The sequence below is a fragment of the Rheinheimera sp. UJ63 genome (genome assembly GCF_021568285.1).
GTDB lineage: Bacteria > Pseudomonadota > Gammaproteobacteria > Enterobacterales > Alteromonadaceae > Alishewanella > Alishewanella maricola.
Window position 1 is genome coordinate 271,272 of record NZ_JAKGTQ010000001.1, and the last position, 16,136, is coordinate 287,407.

The 16,136-nt window shown below is 45.4% G+C and carries 12 protein-coding genes and 4 tRNA genes; 4 read left to right on the plus strand and 12 right to left on the minus strand.

All coding sequences use genetic code 11. The features are described 5' to 3' along the window. Positions 1–139: 139 nt before the first annotated feature. From lon to L1N97_RS01285, 10 genes are all read right to left on the minus strand, one after another. Complete coding sequence (lon, locus tag L1N97_RS01240; protein ID WP_236128596.1) at positions 140–2,536, minus strand: endopeptidase La; 2,397 nt, start codon at positions 2,534–2,536, stop codon at positions 140–142. A gap of 111 nt (positions 2,537–2,647) precedes the next feature. After that, complete coding sequence (gene clpX / locus L1N97_RS01245; RefSeq protein ID WP_226749791.1) at positions 2,648–3,928, minus strand: ATP-dependent protease ATP-binding subunit ClpX; 1,281 nt, start codon at positions 3,926–3,928, stop codon at positions 2,648–2,650. Between the two features lie 51 nt (positions 3,929–3,979). Next, the gene (clpP, locus tag L1N97_RS01250; protein WP_420778843.1) at positions 3,980–4,603 is read right to left on the minus strand and encodes an ATP-dependent Clp endopeptidase proteolytic subunit ClpP; all 624 of its coding nucleotides are present in this window, start codon (positions 4,601–4,603) and stop codon (positions 3,980–3,982) included. Positions 4,604–4,720: 117 nt separating this feature from the next. Further along, positions 4,721–6,031, minus strand: a complete 1,311-nt coding sequence (gene tig / locus L1N97_RS01255) for a trigger factor (protein WP_236128597.1) — start codon at positions 6,029–6,031, stop codon at positions 4,721–4,723. Between the two features lie 219 nt (positions 6,032–6,250). Beyond that, the gene (locus tag L1N97_RS01260) at positions 6,251–7,504 is read right to left on the minus strand and encodes a glutamate-5-semialdehyde dehydrogenase (protein WP_236128598.1); all 1,254 of its coding nucleotides are present in this window, start codon (positions 7,502–7,504) and stop codon (positions 6,251–6,253) included. Beyond that, on the minus strand, positions 7,501–8,622 hold the full coding sequence (proB, locus tag L1N97_RS01265) for a glutamate 5-kinase (protein ID WP_236128599.1): 1,122 nt from the start codon (positions 8,620–8,622) through the stop codon (positions 7,501–7,503). Before proB ends, L1N97_RS01260 begins: the two co-directional genes overlap by 4 nt. A gap of 1,565 nt (positions 8,623–10,187) precedes the next feature. After that, positions 10,188–10,264: transfer RNA gene (locus L1N97_RS01270), tRNA-Pro, on the minus strand. 9 nt (positions 10,265–10,273) lie between these two features. Beyond that, positions 10,274–10,349 (minus strand) — tRNA-His (locus tag L1N97_RS01275). A gap of 24 nt (positions 10,350–10,373) precedes the next feature. Next, a tRNA-Arg gene (locus L1N97_RS01280) sits at positions 10,374–10,450 on the minus strand. Positions 10,451–10,581: 131 nt separating this feature from the next. Beyond that, positions 10,582–10,658 (minus strand) — tRNA-Pro (locus L1N97_RS01285). Positions 10,659–10,868: 210 nt separating this feature from the next. Between L1N97_RS01285 and folD the strand changes: the two genes are divergently transcribed. Then, positions 10,869–11,729 (plus strand): bifunctional methylenetetrahydrofolate dehydrogenase/methenyltetrahydrofolate cyclohydrolase FolD, encoded by an 861-nt coding sequence (gene folD, locus L1N97_RS01290; RefSeq protein WP_226749787.1) that lies wholly within the window; start codon positions 10,869–10,871, stop codon positions 11,727–11,729. A 60-nt stretch (positions 11,730–11,789) separates the two neighbouring features. On the opposite strand, the gene cysS is transcribed toward folD, so the two are convergent. After that, a complete protein-coding gene (gene cysS / locus L1N97_RS01295) occupies positions 11,790–13,169 on the minus strand; it encodes a cysteine--tRNA ligase (RefSeq protein WP_229585540.1) in 1,380 nt (459 codons plus the stop codon). A gap of 144 nt (positions 13,170–13,313) precedes the next feature. Between cysS and L1N97_RS01300 the strand changes: the two genes are divergently transcribed. Together L1N97_RS01300 and L1N97_RS01305 are read left to right on the plus strand one after the other, a co-directional pair. After that, positions 13,314–13,808 (plus strand): peptidylprolyl isomerase, encoded by a 495-nt coding sequence (locus tag L1N97_RS01300; RefSeq protein ID WP_226749785.1) that lies wholly within the window; start codon positions 13,314–13,316, stop codon positions 13,806–13,808. Between the two features lie 3 nt (positions 13,809–13,811). Then, positions 13,812–14,552: a UDP-2,3-diacylglucosamine diphosphatase gene (locus tag L1N97_RS01305; protein ID WP_236128600.1), complete on the plus strand. Its 741-nt coding sequence runs from the start codon at positions 13,812–13,814 to the stop codon at positions 14,550–14,552. On the opposite strand, the gene miaE is transcribed toward L1N97_RS01305, so the two are convergent. After that, complete coding sequence (miaE, locus tag L1N97_RS01310; RefSeq protein ID WP_236128601.1) at positions 14,533–15,321, minus strand: tRNA isopentenyl-2-thiomethyl-A-37 hydroxylase MiaE; 789 nt, start codon at positions 15,319–15,321, stop codon at positions 14,533–14,535. The two genes, L1N97_RS01305 and miaE, sit on opposite strands and share 20 nt — an antisense overlap. 187 nt (positions 15,322–15,508) lie before the next feature. Between miaE and L1N97_RS01315 the strand changes: the two genes are divergently transcribed. Continuing rightward, positions 15,509–16,108 carry a Yip1 family protein gene (locus tag L1N97_RS01315; RefSeq protein ID WP_226749782.1) on the plus strand — a complete coding sequence of 200 codons (600 nt, stop codon included), beginning with the start codon at positions 15,509–15,511 and terminating at the stop codon, positions 16,106–16,108. Positions 16,109–16,136: the final 28 nt, after the last annotated feature.

Sequence of the window (16,136 nt, forward strand, 5' to 3'; positions counted from 1 at the left end):
TTATAACAAGCAACGACTTTGCTTGCAAGCAGCAGAAACGAGAAAACTAATAATTTTGGCTTTGACCGCAGCCCTTGCTACACAAGGGCTTGGCCGAAACTGACCATAACTTAGCACAGCCTACGATAATAAAAAGCCCCTAAACCGGATTTTTTTCGGTTTTTTTGCTTTTTGCAGCTGTTTTTGGTGAATTAACCGGCGTCACACGGGCAATTGGCTCTTGTAAGGCCAGTTCTAGCACTTCTTCAATCCATTTCACCGGCTTAATTTCTAAGGCACCTTTAACATTTTCTGGGATTTCTTTTAAATCACGAATGTTATCATGCGGAATTAATACGCGTTTTATACCACCACGGTGTGCAGCCAACAGTTTCTCTTTCAAGCCACCAATGGGTAATACTTCACCGCGCAAGGTGATCTCACCCGTCATCGCGACATCTGCTCGCACCGGATTACCGGTTAAGCCCGACACTAACGCCGTGACCATCGCAATACCGGCACTTGGGCCATCTTTAGGCGTCGCACCTTCGGGTACGTGAACGTGAATGTCCCGTTTCTCATAAAAGTCTTCGTTAATCCGCAGCGCTTCTGCACGGCTACGTACCACCGTCATCGCTGCTTGGATCGATTCTTTCATTACATCGCCAAGCGAACCGGTGTAGGTTAATTTACCTTTACCGACCACGGCTGCCGCTTCAATCGTTAGTAAATCACCCCCGACTTCTGTCCAGGCTAAACCGGTAACCTGGCCAATGCGGTTGCTGTCTTCTGCTTTACCATAATCAAAGCGATGCACACCAAGAAACTCTTCCAAGTTAGCGTCGTTAATCAGCACGGTTTTCAACTCTTTGTTTAAAAGAATTTGTTTTACCGCTTTGCGACATAGCTTCGATAATTCGCGCTCTAAGCTTCGCACACCGGCTTCACGGGTGTAATAACGAATAATGCCAATGACTGCACTGTCTTCAATCACCACTTCAGTGGGTTTTAAACCATTACGGCTAATTTGCTTGTTGATTAAATGCTGACGGGCAATGTTCAGTTTTTCGTCTTCGGTATAACCCGATAAGCGAATCACTTCCATCCGATCTAATAACGCGGCGGGAATGTTTAAGCTATTCGAGGTGGCAAAGAACATGACATCTGACAGGTCATAATCCACTTCTAAGTAGTGATCACTAAAAGTGGCATTTTGTTCAGGATCTAATACCTCTAATAACGCTGCAGCCGGATCGCCACGGAAATCCGAAGCCATCTTGTCAATTTCATCCAATAGGAATAATGGGTTACGTACACCCACTTTTGCCATTTTCTGAATGATTTTGCCTGGCATAGAGCCGATATAGGTTCTGCGGTGCCCTCGGATCTCGGCTTCATCACGCACGCCACCAAGTGCCATACGCACGTACTTACGGCCAGTAGCTTTTGCCACCGATTGCCCCAGCGAGGTTTTACCCACGCCCGGTGGGCCAACCAGACATAAGATCGGGCCTTTCAGTTTATTCACGCGCTGCTGCACCGCCAAATACTCAATGATGCGCTCTTTAACCTTATCTAAACCATAGTGGTCAGCATTGAGAATTTGCTCAGCAATGGCTAAGTTTTTCTTCACTTTAGACCGCGCTTGCCACGGCACCTGCGTTAACCATTCAATATAGCTGCGCACCACCGTTGCTTCGGCTGACATCGGTGACATCATCTTCAGCTTTTGCAGTTCAGCTTTGGCTTTGGTTTCGGCTTCAGCGGGCATTTTCGCTTCAGTAATTTTTTTCGCTAAAGCTTCAAATTCATCCGGCGCATCTTCTAGCTCACCCAATTCGCGTTGGATCGCTTTCATTTGCTCGTTCAGGTAATACTCGCGCTGGCTTTTCTCCATTTGCTTTTTTACCCGGCTACGAATACGCCGTTCAACTTGCAAAATGTCGATTTCACTTTCCATCATCGCCATCAAATACTCGATGCGCTCTGTGACATTGGTCAGCTCTAAAACTTTTTGCTTATCATCCACTTTTAGTGGCATATGCGCCGCCATGGTGTCAGCCAAACGGGCTGCATCATCAATACCGCTTAAGGCGGTCAGCACTTCTGGCGGGATCTTTTTGTTCAGTTTGATATAACCTTCAAACTGATTAATGGCCGAGCGTAAAAACACTTCTTGCTCGCGGCTATCGATGTCTTGTGTTACTACAGGATCGATAAAAGCAGCGAAGCTTTCTGTTGTTTCAGTAAATTCAGCTAATTGCGCACGCTTGCCGCCTTCAACTAACACCTTTACGGTGCCATCAGGCAATTTTAGCAATTGTAAAATAGTGGCAATGGTACCGATGCGATACAAATCACTTTCAGCCGGATCGTCCAAAGCGGCGTCTTTTTGTGCCACCAGGAAAATCTGCTTATCGTTTTCCATAGCAGCGTCTAAACATTTAATGGATTTCGCCCGGCCGACAAAAAGTGGGATTACCATATGCGGATAAACAACAACGTCCCGCAACGCCAGTACCGGCATGTGCAAACGTTCTGAATGTTCTGTGGTCATTGATTTACTCTCGAATTAAATTACTGCAGGCGACAATAAATAGTATATGGGGACGGATCTACAAACTTCAATTCATCTGATAAAAAAGGAGCTTTGCAGCTCCTTTTTTATTTAGTGTGATTCAGCAACCGCCGGTTCGTTGTTCTCATAGATAAGTATGGGCTGACTCTCGCCTCGGATCACTGTTTCATCAATGACCACTTTTGCCACATCCTGCATAGAGGGCAATTCATACATGGTATCAAGCAGAACACCTTCCACTATAGAACGTAAACCACGCGCACCGGTTTTGCGTTCCATGGCTTTTTGGGCAATGGCTTTTAAGGCATCGTCACGGAACTCTAATTCAACGTTTTCCATTTCGAATAATGCCGCGAATTGCTTGCTTAGTGCATTTTTCGGTTGACTTAAAATTTGCACTAAAGCGTCAAGATCCAATTCCGTTAATGTTGCAACAACGGGTAAACGCCCGATAAATTCTGGGATCAGGCCATATTTCACCAAATCTTCAGGTTCAACATCACGGAAGGATTCGCTCAGGCTACGGCTGCTTTCTTTGCTTTTAACTTCAGCACCGAAACCAATACCCGCACCTTTGGCGCTACGTTGTTCAATCACTTTATCTAAACCGGCAAAAGCACCACCACAGATAAATAAGATTTTAGAGGTATCTACCTGTAAAAATTCTTGTTGTGGATGTTTGCGCCCGCCTTGTGGCGGCACAGAAGCAACAGTACCTTCAATCAGTTTCAGTAAGGCTTGCTGTACCCCTTCACCGGATACATCACGGGTGATAGATGGGTTATCAGATTTACGCGATATTTTATCAATCTCATCAATATACACGATACCGCGCTGGGCTTTCTCAACGTCGTAATCACATTTTTGCAGCAGCTTTTGAATGATGTTTTCGACATCTTCACCGACATAACCGGCTTCGGTTAAGGTGGTGGCATCAGCCATGGTAAACGGCACATCGAGTAAACGCGCTAGCGTTTCAGCCAGTAACGTTTTACCACAACCGGTTGGGCCGATTAACAAGATATTACTTTTACCTAATTCAACGTCTTGTTTGTGCTGCGAGCTACGTAAGCGTTTGTAATGGTTGTATACCGCTACGGCTAACACTTTTTTCGCATGTTCTTGGCCGATAACGTAATCGTCTAAGTGTTGACGAATTTCACGAGGCGTCGGTAATTTTTCACCGTCGCGTTTAGGTGAGATATCTTTAATTTCTTCGCGAATGATATCGTTGCATAGGTCAACGCATTCATCACAAATATAGACTTGTGGCCCTGCGATCAACTTACGCACTTCATGCTGTGATTTGCCACAAAAAGAGCAATACAGTAATTTGCCGCTCTTGTCGCCGTCAGTGCGGTGATCAGACATGTAACTACCTCTTTTTCCAATCAGCGGGCAAATACTGCCCGCATAATCCAATTATTTAGCTTCTCTATTGGTCAATATGGAGTCGACTAAGCCATATTCCAAGGCTTGCTGTGCACTTAAGAAGTTATCGCGTTCAGTATCCTTACATACTTGCTCATAACTCTTACCACTGTGCTCAGCCATCAAGCGATTGAGTTTCTCTTTAATATACAGGATTTCCTTGGCATGGATCTCAAAATCTGTCGCTTGGCCTTGGAAGCCCCCTAATGGTTGGTGAATCATCACGCGAGCATTAGGTAAGCAATAACGTTTGCCCTTGGTACCACCGGATAGCAAGAACGCGCCCATACTGGCGGCTTGGCCAACACAAACGGTTGCGATATCGGGTTTGATATAACGCATGGTATCGTAAATCGATAAACCGGCCGTGACTGAACCACCAGGTGAATTAATATAAATATAAATGTCTTTTTCTGGGTTTTCTGATTCAAGGAACAATAGCTGTGCCACAATCAGGTTAGCCATATGGTCTTCGACCTGACCAGTTAAAAATATAACCCGTTCTTTCAGCAAGCGGGAATAAATATCAAAAGAACGTTCGCCTTTAGCCGTTTGCTCGATAACGATAGGTACTAAGGCATTTACGATGTCATTCATGTCGCGAGACATTGGCATAATCTGGGATCCCTCTGCTGTAGCTGGGTAATACTGGCGAAAAGACGGTGCCTGAAAATAAAATGGCCCGAACACGTGTCCGAGCCATTAAAACCGCCATACGCTAAGAAGTCAATCTTAGTTAGCGGACTTTGGGTTCATAATCTCGTCAAAAGCGGCAGCTTGCTCAGTCACCTTAGCCGCAGCTAATACAACTTCGATTGCTTGCTCTTCTAACGCAACATTACGCATGCTTTGCATCAGCTCTTTGTTAGTGGTGTAGTACTGTACCACTTCTGCTGGATCTTCGTAGGCCGAGGCCACGTTGTCGATCAGCTCTTGAACTTTAGCTTCATCCACTTTCAGTTGATTAGTCTTGATGATTTCACCTAATAACAGGCCTACTTTTACGCGGTCTTTTGCTTGTTCTTCAAACAATGACGCCGGTAATTCTGGCAACTGTTTTGGATCCATGTTTTGACCAAAACGCTGTAATGCTTGTTGACGTAATACATCAACTTCGCTAGCGATCAGAGACTTAGGCACTTCAACTTCGTTGTTCGCTAACAGGCCTTTGATCACTTGCTCTTTTACTTTGCCTTTAATGGATTGCTTCAGTTCGCGTTCCATGTTTTTCTTTACTTCAGCTTTTAATGCATCAACAGACGCATCGGCTAAACCGAATAAAGTGGCGAATTCGTCATTCAGCTCAGGTAATACCTGGCCTTCAACCTTCTTCACGGTAACAGCAAAACTTGCCGCTTTACCTTTCAGGTTTTCAGCATGGTAATCTGCTGGGAAAGTCACTTCTAACGTGGTTTCTTCACCGGCTGCTTTACCGATCACGCCTTCTTCAAAGCCTGGGATCATGCGGCCTTGGCCTAATTCTAAAACGAAATCAGTCGCTTTACCGCCTTCGAATTCTTCGCCGTCAATTGAACCCACGAAATCCATGGTGACGCGATCGCCAGTAGCCGCGGCATCTGCTTTGTCTTCCCATTTCGCGTGTTGCTTGCGTAAAGTGTCTAACATGTTAGACAAATCCGCCTCGGTGATTTCAACAGTAGGCTTAGTCACTTCTACTTTATCTAAAGCCGCTACCGTGATTTCTGGATACACTTCAAAAATAGCCGTAAATGCTAAATCTTTGCCGCTTTCTAAGGCACCAGGTGCAAACTGTGGCGCACCGGCTGGCGTTAATTTGTTTTCTACAATAGCTTCGTAGAATGAACGTTGCATTTGCTCAGAAGCGACTTCTTGCAGCACAGCAGAACCGAAACGTTTCTGAATAATAGAAACGGGGGCTTTGCCCGGACGGAAACCATCGATACGCTGACGTTTAGCTAATTCGCGTAAACGGCTCTTCACTTCTGAATCAATACTGGCAGCTGGCACGACGATATTTAAACGGCGCTCTAAACCTTGGGTGGTTTCAACAGAAACTTGCATCTCTTTACCTCAAATTCAATGTCAGGCGGCTCTGATACGCCTTACTGTGATGGCCGGGTGTCGACAAACTCAAGATGAACCTGACCTGTTATAAAAATTAACGCGGCATTATAGCGAGCTATAACCCGCTAGTCGAGCCTTTAGATACGATGCTTTTTCAAGACAAAAAAACAGGCTTTTATCAACGATAAAAGCCTGTAATAACTTCGTCGTGTTCTTTTAAACGCGGGTTTGCCCCACGCCGGTAACCACATACTTTTCGGTGGTTAATGCTTCAAGCCCCATAGGCCCATAAGCATGTAACTTACTGGTAGAAATACCGATTTCCGCACCTAAACCTAACTCGCCACCATCAGAAAAACGTGAGGAGGCGTTATGCATGACCACCGCAGTATCGACGGTAGCAATAAAACGGTCAGCATTAGCTTGATCTTCTGTACAAATCACTTCGGTATGTTGGCTGCCAAAACGATCAATATGGGCAATGGCACCGTCAAAATCAGCAACAACCCGCACGGCAATTTCCGGCGCAAGGTATTCTTGGCCAAATTCATCTTCCGCAATAACTGAGGCACCACTAAAATACGGTAAACTTTGTGCACAAGCATGCACCTTAACGTGATTTTCGGCTAAGGCCGCGGCAACTTTAGGTAAAAAACTATCTGCAATCGATTGATGTACGAGTAAGCCTTCTAAGGCGTTACACACACCAGGACGTTGCACTTTACCGTTAATTAATAAGTTAAGGGCCATCTCGGGTTTTGCGCTGGCATCCACAAATAAATGGCAAACACCTTTAAAGTGCTGGATCACCGGAATACGGCTATGCTCAGTTACAAAACGAATTAAGCCTTCACCACCCCGTGGGATCACTAAATCGATGTAATCATCCTGCTTTAACAACGCCAGTAATAAATTACGATCAGGATCGGGCACAATACTAATCACCGCATCAGGCAGATTATGTTCGGCTAACGCCTGACGCATAGCAGCGGCAATCGCTAAGCTCGTTTTAATCGCTTCCCGACCACAACGTAAAATCACGGCATTACCCGATTTGAAACACAAAGCACCAGCATCAGCCGTTACATTTGGGCGCGCTTCATAAATCATGCAAATTACGCCAAGCGGAATACGACGCTTGGCAATATTGATGCCGTTAGGCCGTTGCTCAATTTGGCGGGTTAACCCCACCGGATCGGGCAGCTGGATAATTTGCTCAATGGCACTGGCCATCGCTTCAATGCGCTCAGCGGTTAACGTTAAACGATCAACCATGGCCGCGGCTGTGCCATTGGCCGTCGCCTCTGCTACTTCGGCACGGTTTTCGGCTAAAATAGTTGGCGTGGCTTGACGAATCTTATCGGCAAACGACTGCAATACGATATTTTTTTGCTCGGTGCTTAATACGGCTACCGCTTTTGCCGCCACTGCGGCTTCTGCAGCAAGCTTAGCTGCAACATCATTACTCATATTTTCTCCAGTAACATCATTTCACTGCGATGGATCACGGCGTTACTACCGTTGGGACAATAACCTAAATAATCGGCAATATGCTGGGTTTTTTGTCCTTTAATTGAAAACAATTCACTCGCACTAAAGCGTGTTACGCCTTTAGCAATAGAGCGCTTGCCGTTAGAGCAACGAACGATCACCGCATCACCTGATTCAAACTCGCCTTTTACTTCAACAATACCACTGCTGAGTAAAGAAGCACCGTTATCACGTAGCGCATCGATACAACCGCTATCAACCCAAATTTCGCCTTTGGCACGTAAGGTATGTCTAACCCAATGTTTTTTAGCCGGTAACGGATTTTTTTGAGCATAAAATATCGTGCCCGGATTCTTGCCCGCTAAAAGACACTGAAAACTGTCAGCCTGATGCCCGTCTAAAATCACGGTATCAACACCTTGTGTGGTGGCTTTTTCTGCTGCTTCAATTTTAGTACGCATCCCTCCCGTACCCACTGATGAAGTTGCACCACCGGCTAAGTCATAAATGCGCTGATCAATTTTTTTGACAGTAGGGATTAAGGTCGCTTTCGGGTCTTTGTTTGGATCTGCAGTATACAAACCATCGACATCTGAACAGATAATCAAGGCATCAGCCTGCGTTACCGTTGCAACCATAGCCGCTAAATTATCATTATCGCCTACTTTTAATTCTTCGGTAGCAATAGTGTCGTTTTCGTTAACGATAGGCAATACACCATGATCTAGCAGTCGGCGCATAGTATTTTGCACGTTAACGTGGCGTACCCGATCGCTTAAATCACCGTGCGTCAGTAATACCTGAGCACAAGGAAAATCGAAACAACGGCTCCAGAAATTCATCATCTCATTTTGACCTACGGCAGCCATGGCGCGTTTTAAAGCCATAGGCACACGATGATGCTGGAAATTAAAATGGTGTCTACCAGCCGCTACACTGCCTGAAGAGACTAAAATCACTTCACGACCCAGTGAGCGACATTCGCGGATAAATTCGGCAATAGGACGCAAATACTTTTCGCTGCATCCTTCATTGTCCGGCGCGATTAGGGCACTGCCGACTTTCAGTACAACCCTACGCCAGGATGGGTTAAGCATAATTCCTCCGTTATGTAAATCGGTGCATAGTCTAACAAAAACAGCCTAGCCCTACCACCCAACACCACGCGAACAACACTTAAAACCACAGTTAAAGGAGTAAAAATAAGTGATAATTATCATTAATTTAGAAAAAAACATCGGTATTTTCAAACCTTGAATATGTAAAGGAAGCCCCTGATAACTGTAACAAAATTACAGATCCACGCCGCTAACTTTTTCTGCAAAAACGCCCCCCATTATCACAAAAATAAAAAATCACTATTATTCTGATGAATAGTGGTTATAACGCCCTGTCACTAATCCAAATGGCCACCTGATCACTAGGGCTTGTTGACGTTTGCTGTTTAGATTTTGTTCGTTTGGCGATGTTTTGATCGCGAAACGAGGAGTGTAATTTAGTTATTCTAAATAAACGACGAGAGAAGCTACCGCGTCCTGCTCTCGCCCCTGACCTACATCCATGTAGGCCACAAAGAGCAAAGCATCGCCAGACGAACCCTTCGGGCAGCGTGTGGCTGGCATTTCTACTGCGTTATACGAAATATATCCTATATTTCGCCTTCGGCCAGCAGAGCTGTTCCCGTTTGTTCCATACAAACGGGTCGCTTGTTTATGTAGAATAACTACACGGCACAAGCTCTGCCTTGTATAAATACCAGCCACTCAGCTGCAAAAACAACCAGCAAACGTCAACAAGCCCTGTCAGCACTGTGTGGCGATTAAAATACATGGCTTCAACATTAAGTTTTGCCGCAAGCATCGGGATTTAACGCACACTGGATACAGCGATAATTTAACTTATTTAATGCCCTACTAAAAACCCTGAGCATTTAGCCCTAGGTACTCAGCCATGAGCATTAAAACGTGCAAACGAAGCGGGCTCAGTGAGAGCAGTAAAACTGCCCAGCAAATGTCAATTACCATGGCAAGCATAAACACAAATGCTCGTTAAATGTGCTGTGCGAGGTGTTTGGGTCTTAATTAAAGCATTTGTTTTAGACAAAGCAGTTGTGCTGATACGGCATGTGTTTAACCCGCATTTGCATGATCAAATCAACCGGTCGGCGACCTAAAGAGAGAATATCTAATGAAGCTGCGTAACAAATAAAAATGGTCGGGGGTACCGGAGTTGAACCTGCGATTGCATGAATGAACACAAACATGTGCATGAAAATTATTGTAATGTGAGATTTTGATTCGGGAAATTTAAGACTTAGGGAGAATGGTCGGTGATGCAGGATTTGAACTTGCGACTGCATGAGTGAACACAAACATGTGCATGAAAATTATTGTAAGGTGGGATTTTGATACGGAAATTTTGAAAATTAGGGAGAATGGTCGGTCATGCAGGATTTGAATCTGCGACTGCATGAATGAACACAAAACTGCGCATCAGAAATTATGATGATATGAGATTTTTGTATAGGAAATTTAAGACTTAGGGAGAATGGTCGGTGATGCAGAATTTAAACTTGCGACTGCATGAATGAACACAAAACTGTGCATCAGAAATTATGATGATATGAGATTTTTGTCTAGGAAATTTAAAACTTAGGGGAGAATGGTCGGTGATGCAGGATTTGAACCTGCGACCCCTTGGACCCAAACCAAGTGCGCTACCAAACTGCGCCAATCACCGACAAGGGGATGGGGTGGATGATGGGGTTCGAACCCACGACAACCGGAATCACAATCCGGGGCTCTACCAACTGAGCTACAACCACCACAATTTGAAACTTTGCACCAAATGGCGCGCCCGATAGGACTCGAACCTATGACCCACGGCTTAGAAGGCCGTTGCTCTATCCAGCTGAGCTACGGGCGCACATGTCAAACGCCTATCTGGGACTCTCTTAATTTTGTAAATTAAGATTGGTCGGTGATGCAGAATTTGAACCTTCGACGTCTTGCATCGATAACACCCAAACTAAGCATATAATCTAACCAATTTAAAATTGGTCGGTGATGCAGGATTTGAACCTGCGACCCCTTGGACCCAAACCAAGTGCGCTACCAAGCTGCGCCAATCACCGACAACGTTACATCGCTGCAACGGGGCGGAATATTAACGCCCGCCATGCACACCGTCAAACCTTTTTTTAGGTATTTACGCTGATTGGCTATTATTTGAACCTAATTGCCCCTTGCTGGCGGTTATTCATGTTTGCTACGGACGATGATAGCGTTCTTTTGGCAGCTGTGCGAAAATATTGCTCTTTTTAGTTCCTAGGAAATCAGCAGGCATGACAGCACAAATAATAGATGGCAAAGCCGTTGCTAACGCAACAAAAGACAAAGTCGCCGCTCAGGTACGCGCTCGCGTAGCAGCCGGAAAACGAGCTCCCGGACTTGCCGTTGTATTAGTTGGGCTTGATGCAGCCTCACAAGTGTATGTTGGCAGCAAACGCAAAGCCTGCGAAGAAGTGGGTTTTCATTCGGTATCTTACGATCTTCCGGCTGAAACCAAGCAACAACAATTGTTGGAGCTTATCGATACGTTAAATAATGACAACAGCATCGATGGTATTTTAGTACAACTGCCCTTGCCGGCAGGGTTAGACGCTTCGGCTATTTTAGAGCATATTCACCCGCACAAAGATGTCGATGGTTTTCATCCCTATAATATCGGCCGCTTAGCGCAGCGTATGCCAGCCCTTCGCCCTTGCACCCCTAAAGGTATTATGACGTTACTGCAAAGTACCGGCGTAAACGTTAAAGGTATGGATGCGGTTGTCGTGGGTGCATCTAATATAGTCGGTCGCCCTATGGCTCTGGAATTGCTCCTCGCCGGTTGTACAACAACGGTCTGCCATAAATTTACCCGCAATTTAGAAGAGCAAGTGCGTCGTGCGGATTTATTGGTTGTCGCCGTAGGTCGGCCTGAGTTTATTCCTGGTGATTGGATCAAGCCCGGTGCTCTGGTCGTTGATGTCGGCATCAATCGCTTAGACAGTGGCAAACTGGTAGGTGATGTCGAATATGCTAAAGCGGTTAAATTGGCTCGCTATATTACACCTGTCCCTGGTGGTGTTGGCCCAATGACCGTAGCCAGTTTAATTGAAAACACGTTAGAAGCGTGTGAGCTTTATCACGACAGTAAATAACGGTGACAGTTGCCATAAAAAAACCGCCATCGGCGGTTTTTTTATGGTGCAATGACCGTTTTAAGCCTTGCGCCAACTGGTCACGCCATTTTTATCTTCAACAATAATGCCTTTAGCGGTTAATTCAGCGCGAGCCGCGTCAGCCGCGGCCCAATCTTTAGCGGCACGAGCCGCATTGCGCTGGGCAATTAACGCTTCAATTTCTGCCACATCGCTATCTGATGCGCCACTTTGTAAAAAGGTTTCGGCATCGCCCTGCAGCAAGCCCAGTACGCCCGCTAAAAGTGTCAGCAAACCCGCTAGCTCTGCGGCTTTTGCTGGCTCAGCCTCTTTAAAGCGATTCACCTCACGCGCTAATTCAAACAATACCGGCAAAGCTTCAGGCGTATTGAAGTCATCATCCATCGCGGCTTTAAAACGCACAATATATGGGCTGGCCAAATCAATGCTATGGCTTGGCGTTACTGAACGCAGCGCAGTGTAAAGTCGTCCTAGCGCGGCATGTGCTTGCTCTAAGTTTTCTTTAGAGTAATTTAATTGGCTACGGTAATGGCTAGACAGTAGGAAATAACGTACCGCTTCTGCATTATATTCAGCTAATACATCTTTTACCGTAAAGAAATTGCCAAGTGACTTCGACATTTTTTCTTTATCAACTTGCACCATACCAGTATGGATCCAGGTATTGACGTACTTTTGGCCATGGGCACAGGTAGATTGTGCTATCTCATTTTCATGATGAGGAAACTGTAAGTCTGAACCGCCACCATGAATATCGAAATGTTCGCCCAAATGCTTAGCGCTCATGGCAGAACATTCAATATGCCAACCGGGCCGACCATTGCCCCAAGGTGAAGCCCAGAACGGCTCACCCGGCTTGGTACCTTTCCATAACACAAAGTCTAATGGATCATCTTTATTTTGCGCCACTTCTACCCGAGAACCGGCTTGTAACATATCTAGGTTTTGTTGGCTTAACGCACCATATTCAGCATATTTACTGACATCAAACAGTACATCGCCATCTGCTGCAACATAGGCATAACCTTTGGCAACTAAGGTTTCGATCAGGCTAATAATCTCGGCCATGTGAGTGGTCACTTTCGGCTCAATATCGGCGGGTAATAACCCTAAAGCCGCAAAGTCGGCATGCATTGCCGCGGTAAAGCGTGCGGTTAAAGCATCGCAACTTTCGTTGTTTTCTGCCGCGCGCTTAATAATTTTGTCGTCAACATCGGTGATATTTCGCACATAGGTCACGTCATAACCGCTAAAACGTAAGTAGCGATTAATGACATCAAACGCAACATAAGTGCGGGCATGCCCTACATGGCAGTGGTCGTAAATGGTAATGCCACAAACATACAAGGCCACTTTCCCCGGAATGATAGGTTTGAAGACTTCTTTTTGGCGGCTTAAGGTATTGTATATCTGTAACATTATGTCCTCTGACAGAAAATATGAATCATTAACAGCAAAATGCGGCGATTAGTTTAGCATTGGCAGATGCTAGCCGCTATCCTTGCTTTATGATTTGACGGCAGTGCGTTAGAATGGCGCATCTGTAATGATAAGGAAAAAATGATGGTTAGCTTACATACTAATTTTGGCGTGATTAAATTAAATCTTTTTGCTGACAAGGCACCGGTGACCGTGGCTAACTTTATTAGCTACGTGAAAGATGGCTTTTTTGACAACACTATTTTTCACCGGGTGATTGACGGCTTTATGATCCAAGGCGGTGGTTTCACTGCAGATATGCAGCAAAAAGAGACAAAAGAAACCATTAAAAACGAGGCTAACAACCGCGTCGCGAACAGCAAAGGCACCATCGCTATGGCGCGCACCAGCGATCCGCATTCTGCCACCTCACAGTTTTTTATCAACGTTGCGGATAATAGCTTCTTAAACTTTAGTGCTGAAAACGCTCAAGGCTGGGGTTACTGTGTATTTGGTGAAGTGGTTGAAGGTATGGACGTGGTTGAAAAAATCAAAGCGGTACGCACGGGTCGTAACGCTGGTCACAGCGATGTACCGGTTGAGCCAGTAGTGATTGAACGTGCTGAGCTGAACGACTAAACCATGTCACACACGCTGTTTATTGCAGATTTGCATTTATCAGCAGAAAGGCCTGATATTACTCAGGCCTTTTTACAGTTTATTGCGCAGCAAGCGCCAGCGGCCGATGCACTGTATATTTTAGGCGATCTGTTTGAAGTCTGGATTGGTGACGATAATCCCGAACCGTTACTCGACACCGTCGCCCAGGTGTTAAAACCGCTCAGTCAGCACACGCCGATTTACTTTATCCATGGCAATCGTGATTTTTTATTAAAACAACACTATGCCAAACGTGCGGGGTTAATTTTATTACCGCAACAGCAGGTCATTGATATTTACGGGACCCCCACCCTCATCATGCATGGCGATAGCTTATGCACGATGGATGTGGCTTATCAAAAGTTTCGACGTTGGTGGGATCAAGCTTGGTGGCAACGATTGATGCTCTCGTTACCCCTTTTTATTCGGCAAGCTTTAGCCCGCAAAGCGCGCGCCAAAAGCGCTATAGCCAAAGCACGTTATCAAACAATGGGTAGCGCCAACATTATGGATGTTACGCCAACCGAAGTGCCTAAAATAATGGCCGAGTATACCGTACAACATCTGATCCATGGCCACACACACCGCCCTGCGGTACATCAATTAACCGTCAACAACCAACCCGCTTTGCGCTATGTGCTGGGAGATTGGTATAGTCAAAGCAGTTATCTCAAGGTAACCGCCGATCACTGGCAACTGGTCTTTAACCCGCTTGCGCCATAAGCTCAGACACTGGGCTTCCACTATGAAATTTAAAGTCGTTATCCGCGGATAAAATTAACTCGGCTTCCTTTTCACCAAAAAAGGCTACGCGCGCACTGATATCCTGCCCAGCAATTTGCTCTGCCAGTTGCAGATAATCTTGATAATGCCGCGCTTCTGAGCGCAACAAAGACAGATAAAACTGGCCAATATCCGCAGGCAAATGCGGCGCTAAGGTAGCAAAACGCTCACAAGAACGTGCTTCGATGTAGGCACCACAAATAAGCTTATCAATCAAAGCCGCTGGCTCATAAGTGCTAACATGACGCAACAAACCGCGGGCATAGCGACTAGAGGTGATTTTTTCATAAGGCACATCATGTTGCTGCATCACTTCAAGCACTTGATAAAAATGATGTAACTCTTCTTTAATTAACAACACCATCTTATCGATAAGTTCTTGGCCATAAGCTGAATTCGATTTCGGTAGCATCGACTTTTTCAGTTTGATATCCGCTAAGGCTTGCCATGTGCCCTGCTGGCGATAAGTAAAGTCTTCATAAGGTTTCAGCCATTGCAGTAAGGCCTCAGCACTTTGCTCATCTACCGCATAACGCCGGATCAGATACATCGCGGATTGCGCCGCTTTTAACTCACAAATCAGATGATCAGTTAACAGCATCGGTAAACGAGCCGGTTGCATTGCTTCATTTAACCAAGTTTGAGGCGTACTGCAGTGCAAAAACTGCTGAATGGGCGCTAATAAGATCTGATATTCGTGGCTTAACATAAGGCGGTCTACTGATTGAACACGCTGCGCAGTATACCCGAAGGTAGCAATGTGCTCCAGCATCGACATGAACTGTTGAATTTTTCAACATTGACCTTGACGAATCTGCGTTATTCAACCATAACTTTAATACGGGTAAATTTTTTAAGTTCCCGCACAAGGCGCTTCAATAATAAGGATAATAACGATGATTCTAAACCATTTATGGGGCATCTACGCCCATCCAAAAGAAGAATGGCATACCATTGATGCCAGACATGAAAGTTTACGCTATAGCTTAATTCACATTTTACTGGTTGCTTTGATCCCTTCCATTTGCGCGTACTACTCGGCAGTGCATTTAGGCTGGAGCATTGGCGTTGGCGAAAAAATCTTTTTAACCGCAAATAGCGCTTTAATGCTGTCTGTTGCGATGTATTTTGCCTTAATTATTGGCGTGCTGGCGCTGGCGCTTTTAGCACACTGGATGGCCCATACTTTTGGTGCTGAGCCGACTTACACTCAAACCCTGGAGTTGTCGTCATATACGTCAACGCCTTTGTTTATGGTGGGGTTAGCGGCCTTATACCCTGAACTATGGTTTGTGATGGTTGTGGGTTTAGCGGGCTTAACGTATTCAGTGTATTTACTGTACGTTGGGGTGCCTATCTTAATGCACATTCCTGAAGAGCGCGGTTTTATCTATGCCAGCTCGGTGGTTACGTCAGGTTTAATTTTGTTAGTGACTTTACTCGCCGCCACTGCTATTTTATGGAGCTCGGGCTTTGGCCCTGCTTTTACCCACTGATGGTAAAACCAAACGCATAATAATAAGA